Annotated in this window: 15 protein-coding genes; 12 read left to right on the forward strand and 3 right to left on the reverse strand. The window is 65.8% G+C overall.

The window, feature by feature from the left end; all coding sequences use genetic code 11:
• The first annotated feature begins 15 nt into the window (after positions 1–15).
• From tssH to GLR48_RS11380, 11 genes are all read left to right on the forward strand, one after another.
• Entirely contained in the window at positions 16–2748 is a 2733-nt protein-coding gene (gene tssH, locus GLR48_RS11330; protein WP_237061461.1) for a type VI secretion system ATPase TssH, read from the forward strand.
• Between the two features lie 37 nt (positions 2749–2785).
• Positions 2786–4915, forward strand: a complete 2130-nt coding sequence (locus GLR48_RS11335) for a type VI secretion system Vgr family protein (protein WP_237061462.1) — start codon at positions 2786–2788, stop codon at positions 4913–4915.
• 10 nt (positions 4916–4925) lie between these two features.
• Positions 4926–5534: a DUF6931 family protein gene (locus GLR48_RS11340; protein ID WP_237061463.1), complete on the forward strand. Its 609-nt coding sequence runs from the start codon at positions 4926–4928 to the stop codon at positions 5532–5534.
• The gene (locus GLR48_RS11345) at positions 5531–5836 is read left to right on the forward strand and encodes a PAAR domain-containing protein (protein WP_237061471.1); all 306 of its coding nucleotides are present in this window, start codon (positions 5531–5533) and stop codon (positions 5834–5836) included. The genes GLR48_RS11340 and GLR48_RS11345 overlap by 4 nt, the downstream gene beginning before the upstream one ends.
• A gap of 9 nt (positions 5837–5845) precedes the next feature.
• Positions 5846–7288: a type VI secretion system-associated FHA domain protein TagH gene (gene tagH / locus GLR48_RS11350; protein WP_237061478.1), complete on the forward strand. Its 1443-nt coding sequence runs from the start codon at positions 5846–5848 to the stop codon at positions 7286–7288.
• 21 nt (positions 7289–7309) lie between these two features.
• Positions 7310–8650 (forward strand): type VI secretion system baseplate subunit TssK, encoded by a 1341-nt coding sequence (gene tssK, locus GLR48_RS11355; RefSeq protein WP_237061482.1) that lies wholly within the window; start codon positions 7310–7312, stop codon positions 8648–8650.
• A 1-nt stretch (position 8651) separates the two neighbouring features.
• Positions 8652–10022, forward strand: a complete 1371-nt coding sequence (gene icmH, locus GLR48_RS11360) for a type IVB secretion system protein IcmH/DotU (protein WP_336886622.1) — start codon at positions 8652–8654, stop codon at positions 10020–10022.
• A complete protein-coding gene (gene tssM, locus GLR48_RS11365) occupies positions 10019–13603 on the forward strand; it encodes a type VI secretion system membrane subunit TssM (RefSeq protein WP_237061483.1) in 3585 nt (1194 codons plus the stop codon). The genes icmH and tssM overlap by 4 nt, the downstream gene beginning before the upstream one ends.
• Positions 13604–13605: 2 nt before the next feature.
• Positions 13606–14184: a type VI secretion system-associated protein TagF gene (tagF, locus tag GLR48_RS11370; protein ID WP_237061484.1), complete on the forward strand. Its 579-nt coding sequence runs from the start codon at positions 13606–13608 to the stop codon at positions 14182–14184.
• The gene (locus tag GLR48_RS11375) at positions 14181–14894 is read left to right on the forward strand and encodes a PP2C family protein-serine/threonine phosphatase (protein ID WP_237061486.1); all 714 of its coding nucleotides are present in this window, start codon (positions 14181–14183) and stop codon (positions 14892–14894) included. The genes tagF and GLR48_RS11375 overlap by 4 nt, the downstream gene beginning before the upstream one ends.
• Positions 14895–14981: 87 nt before the next feature.
• A complete protein-coding gene (locus tag GLR48_RS11380) occupies positions 14982–15587 on the forward strand; it encodes a hypothetical protein (protein ID WP_237061488.1) in 606 nt (201 codons plus the stop codon).
• 44 nt (positions 15588–15631) lie between these two features.
• On the opposite strand, the gene GLR48_RS11385 is transcribed toward GLR48_RS11380, so the two are convergent.
• Complete coding sequence (locus GLR48_RS11385; protein ID WP_237061490.1) at positions 15632–17929, reverse strand: serine/threonine-protein kinase; 2298 nt, start codon at positions 17927–17929, stop codon at positions 15632–15634.
• A 21-nt stretch (positions 17930–17950) separates the two neighbouring features.
• Complete coding sequence (locus tag GLR48_RS11390; RefSeq protein WP_237061492.1) at positions 17951–18550, reverse strand: OmpA family protein; 600 nt, start codon at positions 18548–18550, stop codon at positions 17951–17953.
• A gap of 164 nt (positions 18551–18714) precedes the next feature.
• Here GLR48_RS11390 and GLR48_RS11395 point away from each other — a divergent pair, with 164 nt between their 5' ends.
• A complete protein-coding gene (locus GLR48_RS11395; RefSeq protein ID WP_237061494.1) occupies positions 18715–19581 on the forward strand; it encodes a M15 family metallopeptidase in 867 nt (288 codons plus the stop codon).
• On the opposite strand, the gene GLR48_RS11400 is transcribed toward GLR48_RS11395, so the two are convergent.
• Complete coding sequence (locus GLR48_RS11400; protein WP_237061501.1) at positions 19578–20435, reverse strand: hypothetical protein; 858 nt, start codon at positions 20433–20435, stop codon at positions 19578–19580. The two genes, GLR48_RS11395 and GLR48_RS11400, sit on opposite strands and share 4 nt — an antisense overlap.
• Positions 20436–20687: the final 252 nt, after the last annotated feature.

Raw genomic sequence — 20687 nt, forward strand, 5'->3', positions numbered from 1 at the left:
CAAAGGACTTTACCCATGACAGAGATCAGTCGTGTCGCCCTGTTCGGCAAGCTCAATGCTGTCGGTTACAAGGCGATCGAGGGGGCCACGGTGTTCTGCAAGATGCGCGGCAATCCCTACGTGGAAATCGTGCATTGGCTGGCGCAGATCGTGCAACTGCCCGACAGCGACTTCAAGCGGATCATGGATCACTACAGGATCGACCCGTCGCGGCTGGCGTCCGACATGACGGCAGCGCTTGATGCGCTGCCGCGCGGGGCCAGTACTATTTCCGACCTGTCGCAGCATCTGGAGGATGCGATGGAACGGGCCTGGGTCTATGGCTCTCTTCTCTATTCCTCGTCACAGGTCCGCACCGGGCATCTGGTGCTGGGGATGATGAAGACCAAGAATTTGCGCAACATCTTCCTTGGTATTTCCAAGGAGTTCGCGCGCATCCTGCCCGACGATCTGGCGGACAACTTCAACAGCATCACCGACGGCTCGCCAGAGGACCGTCTGGTGCCGCAGGACGGGTCCAGCACCGGTGGCGGGGCGGTCCCGGGCGAGGCATCGGGGGCCATGTCGCCCGCCGCGATGGGCAAGGAAGAGGCGCTGAAGCAGTTCTGCACCGACATGACCCAGCAGGCTAAGGACGGCAAGATCGACCCCATCGTCGGCCGCGACGAGGAGATCCGGCAGGTTGTCGACGTGCTGATGCGCCGTCGCCAGAACAACCCGATCCTGACCGGCGAGGCGGGCGTCGGCAAGACGGCGGTCGTCGAAGGCTTTGCCCTGCGGATCGCCCGCGGCGACGTGCCGCCCGCGCTTCAGGGCGCGCGGTTGCTGGCGCTGGACGTGGGCCTGTTGCAGGCCGGGGCCAGCATGAAGGGCGAGTTCGAAAACCGGCTGAAATCGGTGATCGAGGAAGTGCAGGCCTCGACCTCGCCGATCATCATGTTCATCGACGAGACGCATACGCTGGTCGGTGCGGGCGGGGCTGCAGGAACCGGGGACGCCGCCAACCTGCTTAAACCGGCGCTGGCGCGTGGCACCCTGCGGACCATCGGCGCAACCACGTGGGCCGAGTACAAGAAGCACATCGAAAAGGACCCCGCGCTGACACGGCGGTTTCAGGTCGTCGCGGTCGAGGAACCGAGCATCCCGAAGGCCATCATGATGATGCGCGGGATCGCTTCGATGCTGGAAAAGCATCACAAAGTGCAGATTCTGGACGAGGCCATCGCGGCGGCGGTCGAACTGTCGGCCCGCTACATCCCGGCGCGGCAATTGCCGGACAAGTCGGTCAGCGTTCTGGATACCACCTGCGCCCGCGTGGCGATCAGCCAGCACGCCGTCCCGGCCGAGGTCGACGACGCCCGCAAACGCATCGAGGCGCTGACGACAGAGCTGGAGATCATCGGCCGGGATGAGACCGCGGGCTTCGACGTGACGACCCGCCGTGACGGGGTGCAGTTGATGCTGGATGCCGAGGAACAGCGCCTGTCGGAACTGAATGCCCGGTGGGAGGCCGAAAAAGCCGTCGTGAAGGACATCCTCGATCTGCGCGCCAAGCTGCGTGAAGGTGGGGCAGCGGTCGATACCCCGACAGATCCCGTTGCAGCAGAAGCGGGCGATGTGTCCATCGATCCGCCGCAGGAACCGGCAACAGGCGCGGACCGTGCCGATCTGATGGCGCAGTTGCAGGCCAAGAATGCGGAATTGCACGATTTGCAGGGCGAAAATGCCCTGATCCTGCCCATTGTGGACCAGCAGGCCGTTGCCACCGTCATCGGTGACTGGACCGGGATTCCCGTCGGCAAGATGGTGAAGGACGAACTCGACACTGTGCTGAACCTGGCCGATCATCTGGCCAAGCGGGTCATCGGGCAGGATCACGCGATGCAGATGATCGCGAAGCGCATCCAGACCAGCCGCGCGGGTCTTGATAACCCGAACAAGCCGATCGGGGTGTTCCTGCTGGCCGGCACCTCTGGCGTCGGCAAGACGGAAACAGCACTTGCGCTGGCCGAGGTGCTGTATGGCGGCGAACAGAACGTCATCACCATCAACATGAGCGAATATCAGGAGGCGCACACCGTGTCGTCGCTGAAAGGTGCGCCGCCGGGTTATGTCGGGTATGGCGAAGGCGGCGTGCTGACCGAAGCGGTGCGGCGCAAGCCCTATTCCGTCGTGCTGCTGGACGAAGTCGAAAAGGCGCACCCGGACGTGCACGAGGTGTTCTTTCAGGTCTTTGACAAGGGTGTGATGGAGGACGGCGAAGGCCGCGTGATCGACTTCAAGAACACGCTGATCCTGCTGACGTCAAACGCGGGATCTGAACTGATCATGGATCTGTGCAGCGACCCCGACCTGATGCCCGACATCGACGGGCTGACCAAGGCGATGCGCGACCCGTTGCTGAAGGTGTTCCCGGCGGCCCTGCTGGGGCGGATGGTGACGATCCCCTACTACCCGCTGTCGCCGGACATGATCGGCAAGATCACCGCCCTGCAACTGAACCGGATCAAGAAGCGCGTGACCGAAAACCACAAGGTGCCCTTTAACTATTCCGACAAGGTAGTCGAAGAAATCGTCAGCCGCTGTCAGGAACTGGAATCCGGCGGCCGCATGATCGACGCCATCGTCACGAACACCATGCTTCCCGACATCTCGGCCGAGTTCCTGAACCGCATGATGGAAGGCAAGGCCGTGACCAAGGTGGACATCGACGTGACCGACCATGAATTCACCTATGCCTTCGACTGATCCCCGCCGTCCCGCCTGACCCGAAGAGGACCGATAAATGGCCGCGCCGTTCACACTCTCCATCACCCTGCGGGGCGAGACCGATCCGGTTGACGTGCAGGTCGCGGCGGCCCTGATTGCAGGCGAGATCGGCGCGGTGCCCGTGGCGCACATCGATTTCGCGTCAAAGGACAAGGCGATGGACTTTGAAACGCTGGTCGGCACCGATGGCGGACTGACGCTGACCGGGGAAACGGGGGCGAAGCAGCAGTTCTGGGGCACGGTCATCAGCGCCGAGGCGCGGGGCGTCACCGACGGCATGGGCCGATATCTGTTGGAACTGCGCCCCTGGCCCTGGTTCCTGACGCGGGCGCGCAACAACCGCATTTTTCAAGACATGACCGCGATGGCGATCGTCAAGGAGGTCCTGTCGGCCCACGGCTTCAGCCGCGATCTGGTGGTCAACCCGACGCAGACGGATGCCACGCGGGTCTATTGCACGCAGTACCGCGAAAGCGATTTCGATTTCGTCGCCCGGTTGATCGCGGAGGAGGGGTACTATTTCTATTTTGATCACGGCAAGGACGGCGTGCGCATGGTCGTCACCGATCAGGCCAGCGCCCACGTGTCCGCGACGGCGGACGATGTTGTCCCGTTCCGCGGCCAGATGGGGGCGGGCCGGATCGAGCACCTTCACAGCTGGACGGCGGCAGAGCGGGTTGTGACCGGCAAGGTCACCCTGCGCGACTACGACTTCGAAAATCCCACCGCCGATCTGACGGTCAGGGCCACGCAGACGACGGGCGCGCATGGTCACAAGGAATACAATGCCTATCGCTATCCGGGGCTGTATACCGATGCGGGTGCTGGCGACAGCAAGGCCGCTGCCATGGGCGAAACGGAAGCCGCCGACTTCCGGACGTGGCGCGGGGCGGGGGATACCGTCCTGCTGTTTCCGGGCAAGCTTTTCACGCTCAAGGATCATCCGCGCCATACCACGGCCGACTCGAGCGCATTTCTGGCGACGCAGGTATCGCTGTTCTACCGCTCCGATGCACACCCCAAACCGGGGGCGGAGTCGGTCCTGCAGGATCTGCAGGTGCCAGCGCCCGATGAGGGCCAGCACGTGGCGATGTCCTGCACTGCCGTGGCCAAGGCGCAACCCTACCGTGCCCCCTTCGTACCGCCGCGCCCGCAGATCGCCGGGGTCCAGACGGCGATCGTGACCGCCCCGAACGGAGAGGAGATCGACGTCGACAAATACGGCCGAATTCACGTCCGGTTCCACTGGGACATGGCAAAGAAGTCCGACGCCGCAGCCACATGCTGGGTGCGCACCATGATGCCTTGGACCGGCAAGGCTTGGGGCATGGCCGCGTGGCCGCGGGCCGGGCAGGAGGTCGTCATCCAGTTCGAGGAAGGCAACCCCGACCGTCCGCTCTGCACCGGCATGCTCTACAATGCGGACACCATGCCGCCCTATCCCCTTCCGGGCCAGTCGACGCGCAGCGGCATGAAGACCAACAGCTCCAAGGGCGGTGGCGGCTACAATGAACTGATGTTCGAGGACAAAAAAGGCAAGGAACTGATCCGGATGGAGGCGGAGCGCGATTTCACGCAGGTGGTGCAGAACGCGGCGCATCTGCGGGTCGGCTACAAGCACGACGGCGACGTGACCGACGCCAAGGCGCAGGACGCGCGCAGCATGAAACTGGAGGTGGAAAACCACCTCGACGAGATCGTCGAGAAGGGTGACCACAGCTTTACCGTCAAGACCGGCAGCCAGACGCTGGCCATCAAGACCGACAAGACCGAAAAGGTGGAAGGCAAGTCCGATTTGACGGTGACGGGCGACACCGCCGTGACCATCAAGAAGGGCAACCTGACTGAGACGATCGATACCGGCAACGTCACGCGCAAGCTGTCGACAGGCAACGAGAAGCTGACGTTGAGTGCCGGGAACTACACGATGAATGCGCAGGCCGGAAAGGTCGACATCACCGCGGCCCAGTCGATCACGCTGACGGTCGGAAGCAGTTCGATCAAGATCGACCAGAGCGGCGTGACGATCAAGGGGCTGAAGGTCAGCCTGGAGGGGATGGTGGCGTTGGAGGCCAAGGCACCGGTGACCGAGGTGAAAGCGGATGTGACCTTGATCCTCAAGGGCAGCATGACGATGATCAATTGACGGGGCAAACATGACACAGCGTTTCGACGATCTGAAGAAAGTGCCGGCGCAGCCCGCAGCCCGTCTGCTTGCCCATGAAAACGCCAAGTTGAAGACGCCGATGTCATTGCCGGCCAGCGCCGGCGTGTCAGAGGTCATGGCGGCCTTGGCAGAGGCCGGGGCCACCGTGGACATGCTGCGGCTGATGTCGGTGGCCCTGCCACCGCGCGAACGGACATGGTGGGCCTGTCTGGCGGCACGCGATCTGATCGGAAAGGTCGACAAGCTGCCGCTGCCGCTGGAACTGGCCGAGGCCTGGGTCCGCCGCCCCAGCGATGACACGCGCGACGCCGCCCGAACCGCGGTCGATCTGGCGGATGTGGATGATGAAACCGTGCTCTGTGCCACGGCCGTGATCTTTTGCGACGACAAGCTGGGAACCGGCGAGCTGGCGGCCTATGCCGGGCCGCCGGGGGCGGCGTCAGCGGCGGTCTTTGCCATGAACATCAAGGCGCTGACAAGCGGCGGCGACATGGCCGCCAATGGTCATGTGCTGATCGACCGCGCACTCGATATTGCCCGTGGCGGCAACGGGCAGATCTCGCTGCCCGCCCGCCCGACAGAGGAGACCTTGCCATGATGCCCTGCGCCCGCGTCGGAGATTTTCATCTCTGCCCGATGATCACGCCCGGCGTGCCGCCGATCCCGCACGTGGGCGGTCCCGTCCTGCCGCCCGGCGTGCCGACGGTCATCGTCAGTGGGTCGTTTGCGGCACCGATCGGCAACATGGCCACCTGCATCGGCCCGCCCGATACGCTGGTGAAGGGGTCATCGACCGTCATGGTCGGGTCCAGGCCCTGCGTTCGGATCATGATGGATCCCTGCGCCCACGGCGGGATGGTCGTGGGACCGGGCGCGCTGACCGTGATCGTGGGGGGCTAGACCGGTTTCATGCCTGTGACGATCCATTTCCAGTCGACCGGCACCATGCCGGCCAATGCCAGACCGGCCCGCATGGTGGGGGGGACGATGACGCTTGGCCGGTCGGATCAGAACGATCTGGTCCTGCCGGACCCCGACAAGACGATTTCCGGCCGCCACTGCGCGATCGAGGATCATGGCGGCAACGTCGTGGTCGTCGATTTCAGCACCAACGGTACGTTTCTGAACTATGGCAAGATCCCTCTGGGCAAGGTGCCGACACCGCTGAACGACGGCGACATCCTGTCGGTCGGGCGCTACGAGCTGCTGGTCGAGATTGCGCGCGCCGATACCGGGCCCGGTCCGGCCGATCTCTTTGCCGACATCGCGCAGACCGCTCCGGACCAGGCGCCCGCGCGGTCTGCGCCGCCCACCGCCCGCGCGGCAGACATGTCCGACTTTCTGGACCCGCTGGGCGACGCTGACGGGTTTCTCGACGATCTGCTCGGCGGTCCGACGGCGGGACCTGCCGGGGTCCGGCGCGATGTGCTGGGGGACGACGGCCTGTTGCCGCCGCTTGGCGACGATGAGGATTTCCTGAAACCGGCACGCGTCCCGGATGGTCCGGCGCAGTCGTCGCACGCTTCGTCCCTGTCAGAGGCGATGCCACGGCGTGCGGCGGTGGAGCCGGCACCCCCAGTGCCCTCGGGCGGCGCGATCCCCGACAACTGGGATCTGGACCTGCTTGGCGGCACGGACTTTTCCTTTGGTGAACCGTTCGAGCCGACGCAACCGGCGCCGCCCGCCGCCGCGCCGGTCATTCCCGACGAACCGATTCTGCCCGCCGCCACGGTGCCCCCGGCGACGGCCCCCTCGTCGGCGGCGCCCAACGACGCAGCCCGCGCGTTTCTGGAGGCTCTTGGCGCTGGCGATCTGGACATTCCCGACGCGGAGCTGACCGAGACGATGGCGCGCCTTGGCGGTGTGCTGAACACCATGATCGGCGGCCTGCGGGACATCCTGATGACCCGGCAGTCGATCAAGTCGGAATTCCGGATGCAGCAGACCGTGATTTCGGCCGGTGCGAACAACCCGCTGAAATTCTCGGTCAGCGTCGATCAGGCGATCACCGCGATGGTCCGCCCAGCGACCAAGGGCTATCTGCCCGCAGCCGCCGCCGCCTCCGAGGCGCTGAACGACATCAAGGCCCACGAGATCGCGATGATGACCGGGATGGAGGCTGCACTGAAAGGCGTGCTGGGGCGGCTGGACCCCAAGCGGCTGACAGAGCGGATTGCGTCGGACAGCAGCCTGCGGTCGGTGCTGACCAACAAGAAGGCCCGCTACTGGGACGTGTTCGAGACGCAGTACGCAGAGATTTCGGATCAGGCCGAGAACGATTTTCACGACCTGTTCAGCAAGGAATTCGCCAGAGCCTATCAGGCGCAGCTGGATCGGCTGAAGGCGACATGATGGAACGACCGGGGGACGGCAATGTCGTGGGATAGCAAGGTACTGTGGACGGAAGGGTTGTTCCTGCAGCCGCACCACTTTCAGCAGGCGGACCGTCACACTGAGGCGCTGGTCGCGGGGCTTGCCCGGCGCGTCGCGCCCTACGCATGGGGTGTGTCCGCGCTCGAGATCGACATGGACGTGCTGAAGGTCGGCCAGTTTGCCGTGAAAGCCTGCGCCGGGCTGACGCAGGATGGCACCGTGTTTCGCGTGCCAGAGGCCGAGACCCATCCCCCCGCGCTGGAGGTGCCGTCGGAGACCAAGGATTGCATCGTCTATCTGACCGTGCCGCAGCGCCGTCAGGGTGCTGCGGAAACGGACCAGACCGGGGCGGAACTGTCGAACGCCCGCCTGCGCATGGGCGAGATCGAGGTGACGGATACGGCAGGCGCCGGTCGCAAGGGTGCGACGCTGACCGTCGGCACCTTGCGGCTGCAATTCGCGCTGGCCGTCGACGATCTGGCCGACCGTCTGGTGATTCCCGTCGCCCGCATCATCGAGGTGCGGGCGGATCAGGAAGTGATCCTTGACGGGTCGTTCATCCCGTCTTGCCTCGACATCCGCGCGGCGGGGCCGCTGGCGGGCTTCGTGCAGGAACTCGACGGTCTGTTGGCGCACCGCATGACCGCGCTGTCGGGCCGCATCGCGCAAAGCGGCACGACGAAGGGTGCGGCCGAGATACAGGATTTCCTGCTGCTGCAGACCATCAACCGGATGCTGCCCGCCGTGCGTCTGGCGCTCGACATCGAGAACCTGCATCCCCTGCACCTTTACCGCGACTGCGTCATGCTGGCCGGAGAGTTGTCGACCTTCATGGCGGCGCAGAAGCATCCCCCGGCGTTTCCGGCATACCGGCACCACGATCTGACACAGACATTTTCCGGCGTGATCCGGGTGCTGCGGCAGTACCTGTCGGCGGTGCTGGAACAGACGGCGGTGTCGATCCCGCTGGAGCCGCGCAAGTACGGCATCTCGGTCGGGGTGATCGCGGACCGCAAGCTGATCAACACCGCGGGTTTCGTTCTGGCGGTCAGTGCGGACGTACCGTCAGAGAACCTGAGGCGGCACTTTGCCGGTCAAGCCAAGATCGGATCGGTCGAGGAAATCCGGCAGTTGGTCAATTCTGCACTTCCCGGGATCCCGATGCGGCCCTTGCCGGTGGCGCCGCGGCAGATCCCCTACAGCGCCAACGTGGTCTATTTCGAACTGGACAGCGACACGCCGATCTGGGGCCGGATGACGACCTCGGGCGGGATCGCGGTGCATGTCTCGGGCGATTATCCGGGGCTGACGATGGAACTTTGGGCAATCCGGCAAGGATAGGATGACGATGTCTGACGACGATCCCTTTGCGGAACCCGACGACACCGAACGCACGGTGATCCGCCCCAATCCGGGCGGACGGCGGCCCGCCGCACCGATGCCCGCAGCCCCGGCGGCCGCGGCGGCGCCCCCGCCGCTGCAGGCCTCGGCGGCCCCCCGGGATACGGGACCCGCGCCCCGGCTGACGGGTCTGAACCCGCTGAACGCCGCGGCCGCCACGCTTTTCGCGCTGGTCGGACGCATCCGCAACCGTGCCCAGCACCCTGACCCGGACGCCCTGCGCCGGTCCGTCGTGGCAGAGGTGCGCGCCTTCGAGGCGCAGGCGCTGCAGGATCGCATCGACCCCGCCGCGATCAAGGTTGCGCGCTATGCGATCTGCGCGACGTTGGACGACGTGGTGCTGAACACGCCTTGGGGCGGGACGTCGCAATGGGGGCAGCAGTCGATGGTCGCGACCTTCCACCGCGAAACCGTCGGCGGCGATCGCTTCTATGACCTGCTGGCCCGGCTGGAACAGGACCCGGGCCGCAATCTGGACATGCTGGAATTCCTCTACATGTGCCTGTCTCTGGGGTTCGAGGGGCGGTTGCGTGTCGAACAGGGCGGGGCCGACAAGCACATGGAGGTGCGGCGCGGGCTCGCGCGGATCATCCGCACCCAGCGCGGCGACCCGGACCGGGTGCTGTCGCCGCACTGGCCCGGCCTCGATGTGCCGCACCGGACGTTTTCGGCGTGGAAGCCGATGTGGATCTCGGTTGCCGCGACGGCGGCCCTGCTGGTCGCGGGTTTCATGACGCTGTCCTACCTGCTGAACGCGCAGGCGCAGACGGTGATCGGGCAGTTGTCCGTCCTCGACCCCGGTGGGATTGCCACGCTGGAACGGCGCGCGCCCCCGGTCCCGGCACCGCCGCCCGCCGCCACCGACGATGCAGCGGTGCAGAAGGTCACGGAATTCCTGAAACCCGAAATCGACGAAGGGCTGGTCAAGGTGCTGCATGACGCAAACACGATCACCGTGCGGATTGCGGGCAACGGCATGTTCCGCTCTGCCTCGGATGCGCTGGTGCCGGCCTTCGAGGCGCCGCTGCAACGGGTGGCCGAGGCGTTGAAAGAGGCGAAGGGGCCGATCATCATCGCGGGCCATTCCGACTCCTCACCGATCAAGAGCGCGCGGTTCAAGTCCAACATGGACCTGTCGCTGGCCCGGGCCGAGGCGGTGCGCACCTCCATTGCCGGACAGTTCGCCGACCCCGCGCGCCTTCAGGCCGAAGGCCGGTCGGACCGCGAACCTATCGCACCCAACGATACCGCAGAGGGCAGGGCCATGAACCGACGGATCGAGATCGTTCTGGTGAAGGAACAGCAGTCATGAAGATCCTGCGGTTCTTCGGGTCGGGCATCGGCATCACGCTGATCGTCGGCCTCATCGCCTCGCTGTGTCTGTGGTTCGTCGGCGGGTATCTGGGGTTCGGCGACCGGCATCCCTTCGACAGCGTGACGGGGCGGCTGGTGGGGCTGGCAGTGCTGTGGATCGCCGTGCTGCTGATCGTCTTGTTGATCGTGCTGCGCCGCGACCGCAAGGATACCGCCCTGACCGAAGACATGGTCACGATGGCCGATCCGGTCGCCATCGAGGACGAGGCGGTGACCGCCGAACTGTCCGAAATGCGCAGCAAGCTGAAGGCCGCGCTGACCGGCCTGCGCAAGTCCAAGTCCGGGCGCAAGCATCTGTATCAATTGCCGTGGTACATCATCATCGGCCCGCCGGGGGCGGGCAAGACGACGGCCATCGTGAACTCCGGTCTGAAATTCCCGCTGTCCGACGAAGGCGAGGTCGCTGCCATCGGCGGTGTAGGCGGAACGCGCAACTGCGACTGGTGGTTCACCGACGACGCCGTGCTGGTCGATACCGCCGGGCGCTACACGACGCAGGACAGCGACGCCGAGGCGGACAATGCCGCTTGGCTGGGTTTCCTTGCGCTGCTGAAGAAACACCGCAAGCGGCAGCCGATCAACGGCGCGATCGTGGCAATCAGCCTGTCGGACCTGTCGTTGCAGGACGAGGTCACGCAGAAGGCGCATGCGCAGGCGATCCGGCGGCGGCTGCACGAACTTCGCGAAAGGCTCGGCGTGCATTTCCCGGTCTACATCCTGTTCACTAAGGCCGATCTGATCGCGGGCTTCACGGAATATTTCGACGGGCTGGGCAAGGAAGAGCGCGAGCAGGTCTGGGGTTTCACGCTGCCAGCGCCGCGCAAGGGCACCAAGACGCCGCCCGCCGCTGCATTCGACGCTGAATTCGGCCTGCTGGTCGACCAGTTGAATGCGCTGGCGCTGGAACGCATCCAGACCGAGACCGATCCCCAGCGGCGCAGCATGATCGCGGGATTCTCGTCTCAGGTGGCGTCCGTGCAGGACATCGCCCGCAGCTTTCTGGACGCGCTTTTTCAGGACAACACCTACGAACACCGGCAGATGCTGCGCGGCGTCTATTTCACCTCTGGCACGCAGGAAGGCACGCCGATCGACCGTCTGATGATGGGCATGTCGCGCACCTTCGGTATCGGGCGGCAGGCCATCGGGTCCGGGCGCGGGACCGGGCGGTCCTATTTCCTGACCCGCCTGTTCGAAAGCGTGATCTTTCCCGAGGCGGGCCTCGTGTCCGCCGACGACCGGGTTGAGCGGCGTTATCGCTGGACCAAGCGGGCGTCCTTTGCCGCCGTGGCCGTGGTCGCCATCGGCATGGGGTCGCTTTGGGCGCGCAGCTATACCGGCAACCTTGCGCTGCTGGATTCGACCCGGACGGGTATCGCGGATTACCGCGATCAGGCGGCGCTGATACCGCCCAGCCCGGTCGGCGATACGGACCTGATCTCGATCGTGCCGGCGCTGAACACGCTGCGCGATTTGCCGGGCAATCCGTCTGGCAATCCGTCTGGACAGCCCGCATCGCGGCCTGCGTCGCTGGGGTTCGGGCTGTATCAGGGGCGGGTGATCGGCAACGAGGAACGTCTGACCTATCGCTCCGCCCTCAACACCCATTTCCTGCCGCGCCTGCTGCTGCGGCTGGAAAACCAGATGCAGTCCAGCATCAACGACCCGGATCTGCTGTACGAGACGCTGAAGGTTTATCTGACGCTGGGCGGCGTGGGGCCCTTGAACCCCGATCTGGTGCAGCAATGGATGCAGGCCGATTGGGACGCGGCCTTTCCCGATGCCAGCCGCGAGGGGCTGCGCGCCGATCTCGCGGGCCATCTGGCTGTGCTGATGTCGGGCCCGCTGCAACCCATCGCACTCAACAACGATCTGGTCAAAGCCGCGCAGGGCGCTCTGACCCAGATGCCGCAGGCGCAACGCGTCTACAACGGGATCATCAATTCCCCTGCGGCCCTCGATCTGGCCGCATGGCGGCTGACGGACGTGGGCGGTCCATCGGTGGCGAAGGCCTTCAGCAGATCGTCGGGCCAGCAGCTGAACGACGGGATTCCCGGCATCTTCACCAAGGCCGGCTTCAACGAGGTTTTCCTCGAACAGGCGCTGACCGTTGCCGCCCGCATCCAGAGCGAAAGCTGGGTGCTGGGGCAGGCAGCGGCACAGGAACAGAGCGAAACCGCGCTGATGAACCTGAGCAGGGACGTGCTGGCGCTCTACTACGAGGACTTCAACGTGCAGTACGATGCGCTGCTGGGCGATCTGGACATCATCCCGATGAAGGACCTGCCAACCGCCGTCGAGGTGACGAACGTCTTGTCGGGACCGACCTCGCCCATCGCGAACGTGGTGAACGCGGTCTCGGCGGAGACGATGCTGACGGACGTGGCGACGGATGACGGAACGGCAGCCGTCGCCGCAGCCGCCGGTGCGCCTGCGGCCAACCTTCTGACCCGGCGCCTGTCGATGCAAAGCCGGCTTTTCCTTGAAGCGATGATGAAGACGCAGGCGGCCAGCACCGGCAAGCCTGCAGTGGCCCCCGGCGCCCCGGTGGAGGCGCATTTCGCCTGGCTTCATCAATTGACGGCGGCGGCAGAGGGGCAACCTTCGGCACTGGACGGGCTGATCGACATCCTGAAGGACGTCTATCAGGAGCTGTCGAACCTGAACTTCGCGGGTGGCATCGGCAACCCGCAGGATGCCAGCGCCGCACTGCCACGGTTTCAGGCCGCCGCCGGGCGGGTGCAGGACGGGCCGATCAAGCGCTGGGCCTCGCAGATCACGGTGGGGTCGAAGGGGATCGCCACCGAAGGCACCCGCGCGGGCATCGATGCGGCGTGGCAGCAGGCGGTGCTGCCGCTGTGCCAGCGGGTGACGACGAACACCTATCCGTTCGAAAAGCGCGCGACCGCCGATGCCTCGCTTGCCGAGTTCGGCGAGCTCTTCAAACCCGGCGGCCAGATCGACGCCTTCTTTAAGGCGAACCTCGAAAAGGTCGTCGACATGTCGCAAAGCCCCTGGACCTTCAAGCCGGGGCCGGGGACAGAGCTCGGGATTTCCCCGGCGGTGCTGACCCAGTTCGAGAATGCGGCCCTGATCCGGGCGGCGTTCTTTTCGGGGGGGGCGAACCTTGGCCTGTCGTTCCAGCTGACGACCGAGGCGCTGGACCCCAAGGCCGACGGCATCGTGCTGGACATCGACGGGCAGACCGTGGGTTTCGTCCACACGCAGGGCACCCCCGGCACGGTCGCGATGCTGTGGCCCGGATCGGTGGGTGCCGCGCGGGTGTCGTTCCTGCCCGCTCAGAGCCAGTCTGAAAGCGAACTGGTCCGCAGCGGTCCATGGTCGCTCTTCCGCATCTTCGATGTGGCAGAGCTGCGCAATACCGACGTGCCCGACAAGAAGCGGCTGATCTTCAATCTGGGGGGGCGGATCGCGATCTTCAAATTGCAGACCGGCACGTCCATCGATCCCTTCACCTTGGCGGCGCTGCGCGATTTCCGCTGCCCGACGTCGTTCTGACCGTGGGCGCCGTTTCTGCCTTCGGCAAGATCGCAGCCTTGGGCGATTTCGTCCGCATCGGTGCACCGTCCGGTTTCACCGACCGTTGGGACCGCTGGCTGCAACAGACGATGATCGCGGCCCGCACAGCCTGTGGGGCCGATTGGCAGAGGTGTTATCTGTCGGCGCCGATCTGGCGCTTCGTCTTGGCGCCGGGGCTGGCCGGGGCACAGGGTGTCGCCGGTGTCATGATGCCTTCGGTCGACCGGGTCGGGCGGCAGTTCCCGCTGGCCCTGTTCGCGATCTTGCCCAAGGACGTACCCACTCCCGCCGACGCCTGGTTTGCGCGGCTGGAGGATGTGGCGCTTGCGACGCTGGACGACGCTGCGACGCGTGACACGCTGATGGCAGCGCTGGATGACCTTGCACCGCCGCCGGGCGCTGCTGCCACACCGGCATCCGGGCAAAGCCACTGGACGGCGCACTGCGATGGCATCATCCAGCGCTTTCAGTTTGCGGGTTGGCCGCCACCCGATGCGGCGGCGGACTTCTTTGATCCTGCACGCTGGCCCGGTGCCATCCCGCAGGAAGCCCGCGCATGATCAGGCTGCGCCATGTCAGTGCGACCCATGTGGGCCACGTGCGCAAGGTGAATGAGGACAGCATCCTGTCGCTGCCGGACGCGCAGGTCTTCGTGGTGTCCGACGGCATGGGCGGCCATGCCGCCGGCGATTTCGCATCGCAGACGGTGGTGGACAGCGTCGCCACGATGCCGCTGGCGGACACGCCTGCCGCGCAGATGCAGGCGCTGCGTCAGGCCTTGCTGACGGCACACGCTGCGATCCTGTCAGAGATTGCAGCCCGCGGCGGCGGCACGATCGGTGCGACAGTCGTGGCCCTGATGATCGCCGACGGACATTTCGTCTGCTTCTGGGCCGGTGACAGCCGCCTTTACCGCCTGCGCGGCGGAGAGATCGAGATGCTGACGACAGATCATTCGATCGTGGCCGACCTCGTGCTGGCAGGACAGCTCAGCTGGGATGCCGCGGAACACCATCCGCAGTCCAACGCCATCACTCGCGCCGTCGGGGTGGGCGAGGTGCTGGACATCGACAAGATCCGCGGAGAGGTGCAGCGCGGCGACCGCTTCTTGCTCTGCTCTGACGGTTTGACGAAATACGCCGGGTTTGCCGTGTTGCGTGACCTGCTGTCGGACACCCCGATCGAGACGGTGACGGAACGGCTGATGGCCCGCGCACTGGAGGGTGGTGGGGCCGACAACATTTCCGTCATCGTGGTGGACGTGGCGTGATCCCCGTTCGCGAATCCGATGTCCGGCCACCACCTGCCGGATCAACGCACCGGGGCTTCTTGCCCCCTCAAACAGAGGAAGACTGAGATGCCATTTGCCAAGTATTACGAAATATTCGATGTCGGCGCGATGTTGAGAGGCGCCGAGGGTGCGGCCTCACCCCTGACCGGGATGGCCGGTCACTCGCGTATGCTGCATGCCACCTCCGCCGGTGGCACTGGAGGCGCGACGATGACGGCGATGCTCGACCGCGTGACCAAGCGCGCCGGCGAAAGCAACAGCCAGTTCAAGAACCGCGGCGGGACCGGGAAGACCGGCGCCTTCGCCACGCAGGTTCTTCAGATATCGGCCGCCACGCAGGCGCTAAACAGCGTGCCGGGTCAGGCGGCACTGGCGGTGCTGGACGACGCGACGCACGCCGGGTCCCCGCTGCGGATCGTCATGACGATTCCGATCACGAAGGAATTCGGCTTCATGCCGGCCAGTGGCGCGCCGTCCTATGCCTCGGTGTCAAAGAACGATGCCGCCGTCACGCGGACTCAGGCCAGCTGCAGCATCAACATGATCATCGACCGCGGCGCGGGTGGCACCACCCTGCAGATCCAGACCTGCTATCCCGTCGACGGTGTCGGCATTCCGGCGTCCTGGACCGTGACGAACTTCTCGACGAAAGTCGTCGTCGCGCAGGGCTGACGGCTGCGGTCCGTGCGGTCCGCCGAATGGCGGGCCTGCCCGGATCAGCGCGCGGCCGTCGTCAGGATGGCGCTGTCCAGTGACCGCACGGTGCCGGAGGAGGCGGCCAGCGCGGTGGCATAGCCCGCCGCGCTTTCCGTCGTGGGGCGCAAACCGTCGAAGATCTGATCTTCGGCATGGATCGCCAGAATCTGCGTCTTGCCCAGTGTGGTGTCGTCCACGGTAAAGGCCAGCTTCTTGCCGTCCGCCGCAGCGGCCAGCGGCCATGCGACCCGCAGGGTGACCGGACCGTCACCGCCCTGACGCAGGCTGGTCACCGCGTTGTCGGGCGTCAGCATGTTGGGCAGCAGGTGGAACACGTTGCCAGAGACGTCCAGCGCCGACACGAACAGATAGCCCGTCGTCATCGTCGCGGGAATCGTGACGTCGATCACGGGGTTGTCGCCGACGACGAAAGTGCCGGTCGGATTTTCAGTGTCGTTGGCACCGTTGCCGAACGTGATCTGGATGCCCCCCGGAGGGGCGGCGGGCAGGACGGCTGCGATCTGGCACAGCGCAGGATTGAGGACGGTGACATTCAGATCCAGAGGCCGCGTGCCGGCGCGGGCGGTCAGCGCCGCTGTCAGCGTGCTGAGCGCATCGTCGCTGGCGACCTCGCCTGCCACCTGAACGGGCGTATCCGCCGCATAACCGACGGCGGGGGGATCGACGAGGTGCAGTGCGCCGCAGTCGGATTGGTCCTGCAGCACCTGTTCCAGCGCTGGCGGCTGCAGGATCGACAGGGTCAGGCTAATCTCGGCCGTGCCGGTCAGGCCGGCGGGCAGGGCGTCCGGGGCAAGGGCCGCCATCAGGCGGTCACGCTCGGCGGGGTCGTCTGTCGTGCCGCTGATCCGCAGGGCATTGCCGTCGGCCAGCATGCTCCAGTCCGGCAGGACTGACACCTGTCCCAGCACATCCACGATCCCGGTGCCCCAGTTCGCAGCGATGTCGCCGCTGGCGAGCGTCAGATCCGCCGTGCCGCCCAGATCGTCGGTCAGGGCCTGCACCGCATCGCGCACATCCTGTGACGGGACATTGCCCACGATTTCGACGCTGCCGCCAGCGGGTCGTGCGGCGGCAAATGTATAGGGATCCGCCACAGGCAGTGCAGGGCTGACCGGTGCCACATCGGTGGCCGTGTCGGGCGGGGGCGCAGGGTCGGTCACCGTTCCCGCATCTGCGAGCGCCGTGCCACTGTCCCCGGAGGGTGCTGCATCGCCGCGCGATACGGCGTCCGCTGGGGCCACTGACCCGCTTCCACCCAAAACGCCCGCACCGTAAAGCCCGCCGCCCACGGCCAGAACCACTACGACCGCCGCCACGCCAATCAGCCCGCCACGGCCTTTCGGCTTTGCCGGGACGGCGGCCTGTGGCGCGACAGTGGGCGGCGTTTTCGCGGCGGCGGGGCGTGGCGCGATCACGGTGTGTTCGCCGGCGTCGTCGCCGAAATCCAGCGGGGCGGCATCGACCGCCGAGACGGTCGGATGGTCGATTTCCTGCAGGACATCCTGCGCGGTTTGCAGCCGGGCGTCGCGATCGGGGTGGGTCATCTTGTCGATCAGGGACTTCAGCGGTTCCGGCACGCGACCGGTGTCGAGGGGCTGCGCCTTGCGCTGGATCACTTCCATCGGATTCGATCCGATGTCGGGCGCCTTGCCTTCGAACGCGGCCAGCAGCAGCGCACCCAGCGCATAGATATCCACCCGCGCATCGGTCTGGCCGCCCAGTTGCTCTGGTGCGGCATAGGCGTATTTGCCGGCGAATTCGTTGCCGACGATGGTTTCCGCGCCGGGGTTGGTGTCCTTGGCGATGCCGAAGTCGATGATCACCGCATCGGCGGGGTTGCCGTGGCGCAGGATGATGTTGTCGGGCGACAGATCGCGGTGGACGATATTCTTGGCGTGCGCCGCGATCAGGCCCTGCGTCACACGCCGCGCCACCACCATCAGGTCGGCGGCAGGCATCCCGCCCTGCTTGATCTTCTGGTCCAGCCCCGGGCCTTCGACGTAGTCCATCACCAGATAGACAAGCCCCTGATCGGTGCGCTGGTTGTCGTAGTACCGCACGACGGCATCGTGGCGGATTTCGCGCATCTCTTCCTCGCGGGTCATCAGCGCGAGGAAATCTTCGTTGCGGGAGTATTCCAGCCGCAGCGCCTTCAGTGCGACGACCCGGCCCGAAATCTCGCTGACGGCGCGGTAGACTTCCGACGTCCCGCCGCGGCCCAGCACCTTGTCGATCCGGTAGGTGTTGTTCAGGACGTCGCCGACATTGAAAATGCCGCGGTTGGGCGTGCCGGTCATCGGATCACTCCGCCGGCCCCGTCAGCTGAGGGCCTGGAATTCGACGCGGCGATTGGCATCGGCCTTGGGATTGGCCGGATCGAAGGGGAACCGTTCACCCACGCCAAGCGCTTCCATCCGGTCTTCTGGAAATCCGCAGTCGGTAGCCAGAAAGCGTTTCACTTCCTCGGCGCGCAGCTTGGACAGGCGTTCGTTGTAGTCCGCGGTGCCAGAGGCGTCGGTATGCCCGAGGATGCGAATCGCCTGCACGTCGGCCGCCTTCAACGCGCCACACAGCGTCACCAGCTTGGGCTTCTGGTCGGCGCGCAGGGCGGCGGAATCGAAGTCGAAGGAGACGTTGACGTTCACCTGTTCGCGCTGCGGGATGGCGGTCGCGATTTCCGCGACGGTATCGGCACCCTGCGGTGCGGCGTCCGTTGCGGCATCCGACGCGGCAGCGTCCGGCGTGGCCAGCACAAGGCCACGTGTCTTCTGGGTGCGGAACTTTTCGGCCATCTGCTCTGCCGTCTCGCCGCCCGCATCCGCCGCCTGTGCTGCCACCGCATGAAGGTTCAGGGGAGAGACCAGCAGGCCCGCCGAAAGGGCGGCCACTGCGACGATGGGAACGAGACGTTGCAACATTGACGTGGCCTTTTCTGATCCATCACTGATGCGATGACACTACACGCTTCCGTTGCGTCATGTCACTCGCAATCAGCGCCCGGCGCACTAAGCGATCCGAATTGACTCGGACTTCCGCTTGCCACAGGTTGCCCGTGGCAATGCCTTGCGGGAGTTTCGGACACATGCGCGTCGTGCCGCTGATCGTGGGCGCAATCTGCCTGCTGCTGGTGCCGTTGATCTGGCTTGGTCTGCAGGCGTTGCAGGACCCGGTGGCGCAGACCGACGGCACTGCCGTAGGGGCGGCGATCGACAGCGGCGCCCGGATCGAGATCGAAGGCCTGCGCCAGCAGATCGAGGCGTTGCAGGGTCAGATCGCGACGATTCAGGATCAGATGCAGCAGTTGGCCGCGCGTCCCGTCGCCGTGGCGCCCGCACCGGGTGGTGCAGGCGGGCCGGCGTTGCAGGATCAGGGCTACGTCCCCGATGGCGAAAACAGCATTCTGGACGCCTATGCGCAGGTCGTGCTGATCGCGAACCGGCGGAACGTGAATCCGGGCATTGCCGTGGGGACGCCGACCTTCCTCGAAGGGTTTCTGGGCCGCCCGCGCGCAGTTCTGGGCAATGACTGTCAGCCCATGGAAAATCCCAAGCTGCGGGCGCTGCTGAAGGTTGAGGATGTGGGACCGATCCGGGTCCAGATGCTGCAACCGGCCATCGACAGCCTCAAGCGGGTGTTTGCCAAGGTCGCGGCGACGGACCCCGACCTTTATGCCCGGATTAATACCGCAGGATCGCTGTGTGTGCGGCAAATCCGCGGCACGATCGGCCGTACGTCCACGCATGCCTTCGGGTTGGCGGTCGATCTGAACATCGACGGCAAGCTCGACACGCTGGGTGACGGCAAGACGCAACTGGGGCTGACGATCCTCGCCGATTTCTTCCGCGAGGAAGGGTGGGTCTGGGGGGCCGGTTTCACCCGCGAGGATTCCATGCATTTCGAGATTTCGCGCCAGATGCTGGAAACGTGGCGGGCCGAGGGCAAGATCTAGGGCGTCGTCTGATCCGTCTTTGCCGGTGGCAGCGGGCGGTCCAGCGGGATCGCGGGTCCGCCGTCGCGGTAGGCCATAACCTGCGCCTGATCCGCGTTCAGCGCCACGAACAAGAACGCCTGTCCCTTGCCCGTCGCGTTGTCGCGCACGAGGGCGGACAGGGATGGGCAGCGATAGGCGTTGCAGGTGTCCGACCGCCAGTCCCGGCTCAAGACGCATCCCGTTGCGCCGTGATAGACGCAGGACCCGTCCGACGACAGCGCGGGCAGGGCGGCGGTGTAATGTGCCATGATCGCGGCGGGCGTCAGGTCAGGGTGGAGTCTGACGCGGCGCGCGATATCACGCTCTCGCAGGAACGCATGTTCGTGCAGCCCCAGCCGACAGCAGCGACCCTGACAGGCGGTGCAGGCGGCCGCCCCGATCCTTGCATCCCGGTCCGCATCCACACCCGAGGCCGGGATGTCCGCGACCTCGGCGTCGTCTTGCGCCTGATCCGGGGCGGACGCGCAGGCGGCCTCCACGACCGACCTCAGCGCCGTCAGGAACGCGGTGCGGGTGGCCTCCGGCAAGGGGGTGACGGGTTCATTCTGATAGGGCAGCCGCACGATCTGCACCTCTGCATCGGCGGTGCCCACTGCACGCGCCGCAGCAGCGCGCAACGGCGCGGCGATCGTCGCGGCCCGCGCGTCGTCGCGCGCCTGCTGCCGCAGTGCGGTCGCCCGCGCCACCGTCGCACCGTGGCGTCGTGCGCAATGGGGCGTGCCGCAATGGCCGGTGACATCGCGTTGCGCCATTGTCAGCGGTGCATCGCAGGACGGGCACCGGGCCGTTTTGGTCCGATCGGACGGGGGCATTTTGATCCTTCGTGGCAGATCCTGCTGGCAGTCTAACGCAGTCAGCCGCCGCAGGTCACGCCCGGCGATGCATGCCTGCGCCATTGCCCCTGAAAGCAACACAATCTTCACAATTCGCTTGGTTCCTGCACGGAGATCGCTCATCGTTGCCGTAACGTCAGATTCGAAGCTGACGAAAAGCCGAAATACCAAGTGACTTCAACTTTTGCGTGTAAGCCCCGTTTTCCGAAGCTGCCGACAGGCCCACTGTCA

The sequence above is a fragment of the Loktanella sp. M215 genome (assembly GCF_021735925.1).
Classification (GTDB): Bacteria; Pseudomonadota; Alphaproteobacteria; order Rhodobacterales; family Rhodobacteraceae; genus Loktanella.

Excerpts from the sequence above, each read along its gene's own strand:
- GLR48_RS11335 (WP_237061462.1), top strand. The coding sequence starts at position 2,786 with ATGGCCGCGCCGTTCACACTCTCCATCACCCTGCGGGGCGAGACCGAT.
- GLR48_RS11340 (WP_237061463.1), top strand. The coding sequence starts at position 4,926 with ATGACACAGCGTTTCGACGATCTGAAGAAAGTGCCGGCGCAGCCCGCA.
- GLR48_RS11400 (WP_237061501.1), bottom strand. The coding sequence starts at position 20,435 with ATGCCCCCGTCCGATCGGACCAAAACGGCCCGGTGCCCGTCCTGCGAT.
- GLR48_RS11390 (WP_237061492.1), bottom strand. The coding sequence starts at position 18,550 with ATGTTGCAACGTCTCGTTCCCATCGTCGCAGTGGCCGCCCTTTCGGCG.
- GLR48_RS11385 (WP_237061490.1), bottom strand. The coding sequence starts at position 17,929 with ATGACCGGCACGCCCAACCGCGGCATTTTCAATGTCGGCGACGTCCTG.
- GLR48_RS11380 (WP_237061488.1), top strand. The coding sequence starts at position 14,982 with ATGCCATTTGCCAAGTATTACGAAATATTCGATGTCGGCGCGATGTTG.
- GLR48_RS11395 (WP_237061494.1), top strand. The coding sequence starts at position 18,715 with ATGCGCGTCGTGCCGCTGATCGTGGGCGCAATCTGCCTGCTGCTGGTG.
- tssM (WP_237061483.1), top strand. The coding sequence starts at position 10,019 with ATGAAGATCCTGCGGTTCTTCGGGTCGGGCATCGGCATCACGCTGATC.
- tagH (WP_237061478.1), top strand. The coding sequence starts at position 5,846 with ATGCCTGTGACGATCCATTTCCAGTCGACCGGCACCATGCCGGCCAAT.
- icmH (WP_336886622.1), top strand. The coding sequence starts at position 8,652 with ATGACGATGTCTGACGACGATCCCTTTGCGGAACCCGACGACACCGAA.
- GLR48_RS11345 (WP_237061471.1), top strand. The coding sequence starts at position 5,531 with ATGATGCCCTGCGCCCGCGTCGGAGATTTTCATCTCTGCCCGATGATC.
- tssH (WP_237061461.1), top strand. The coding sequence starts at position 16 with ATGACAGAGATCAGTCGTGTCGCCCTGTTCGGCAAGCTCAATGCTGTC.
- tssK (WP_237061482.1), top strand. The coding sequence starts at position 7,310 with ATGTCGTGGGATAGCAAGGTACTGTGGACGGAAGGGTTGTTCCTGCAG.
- GLR48_RS11375 (WP_237061486.1), top strand. The coding sequence starts at position 14,181 with ATGATCAGGCTGCGCCATGTCAGTGCGACCCATGTGGGCCACGTGCGC.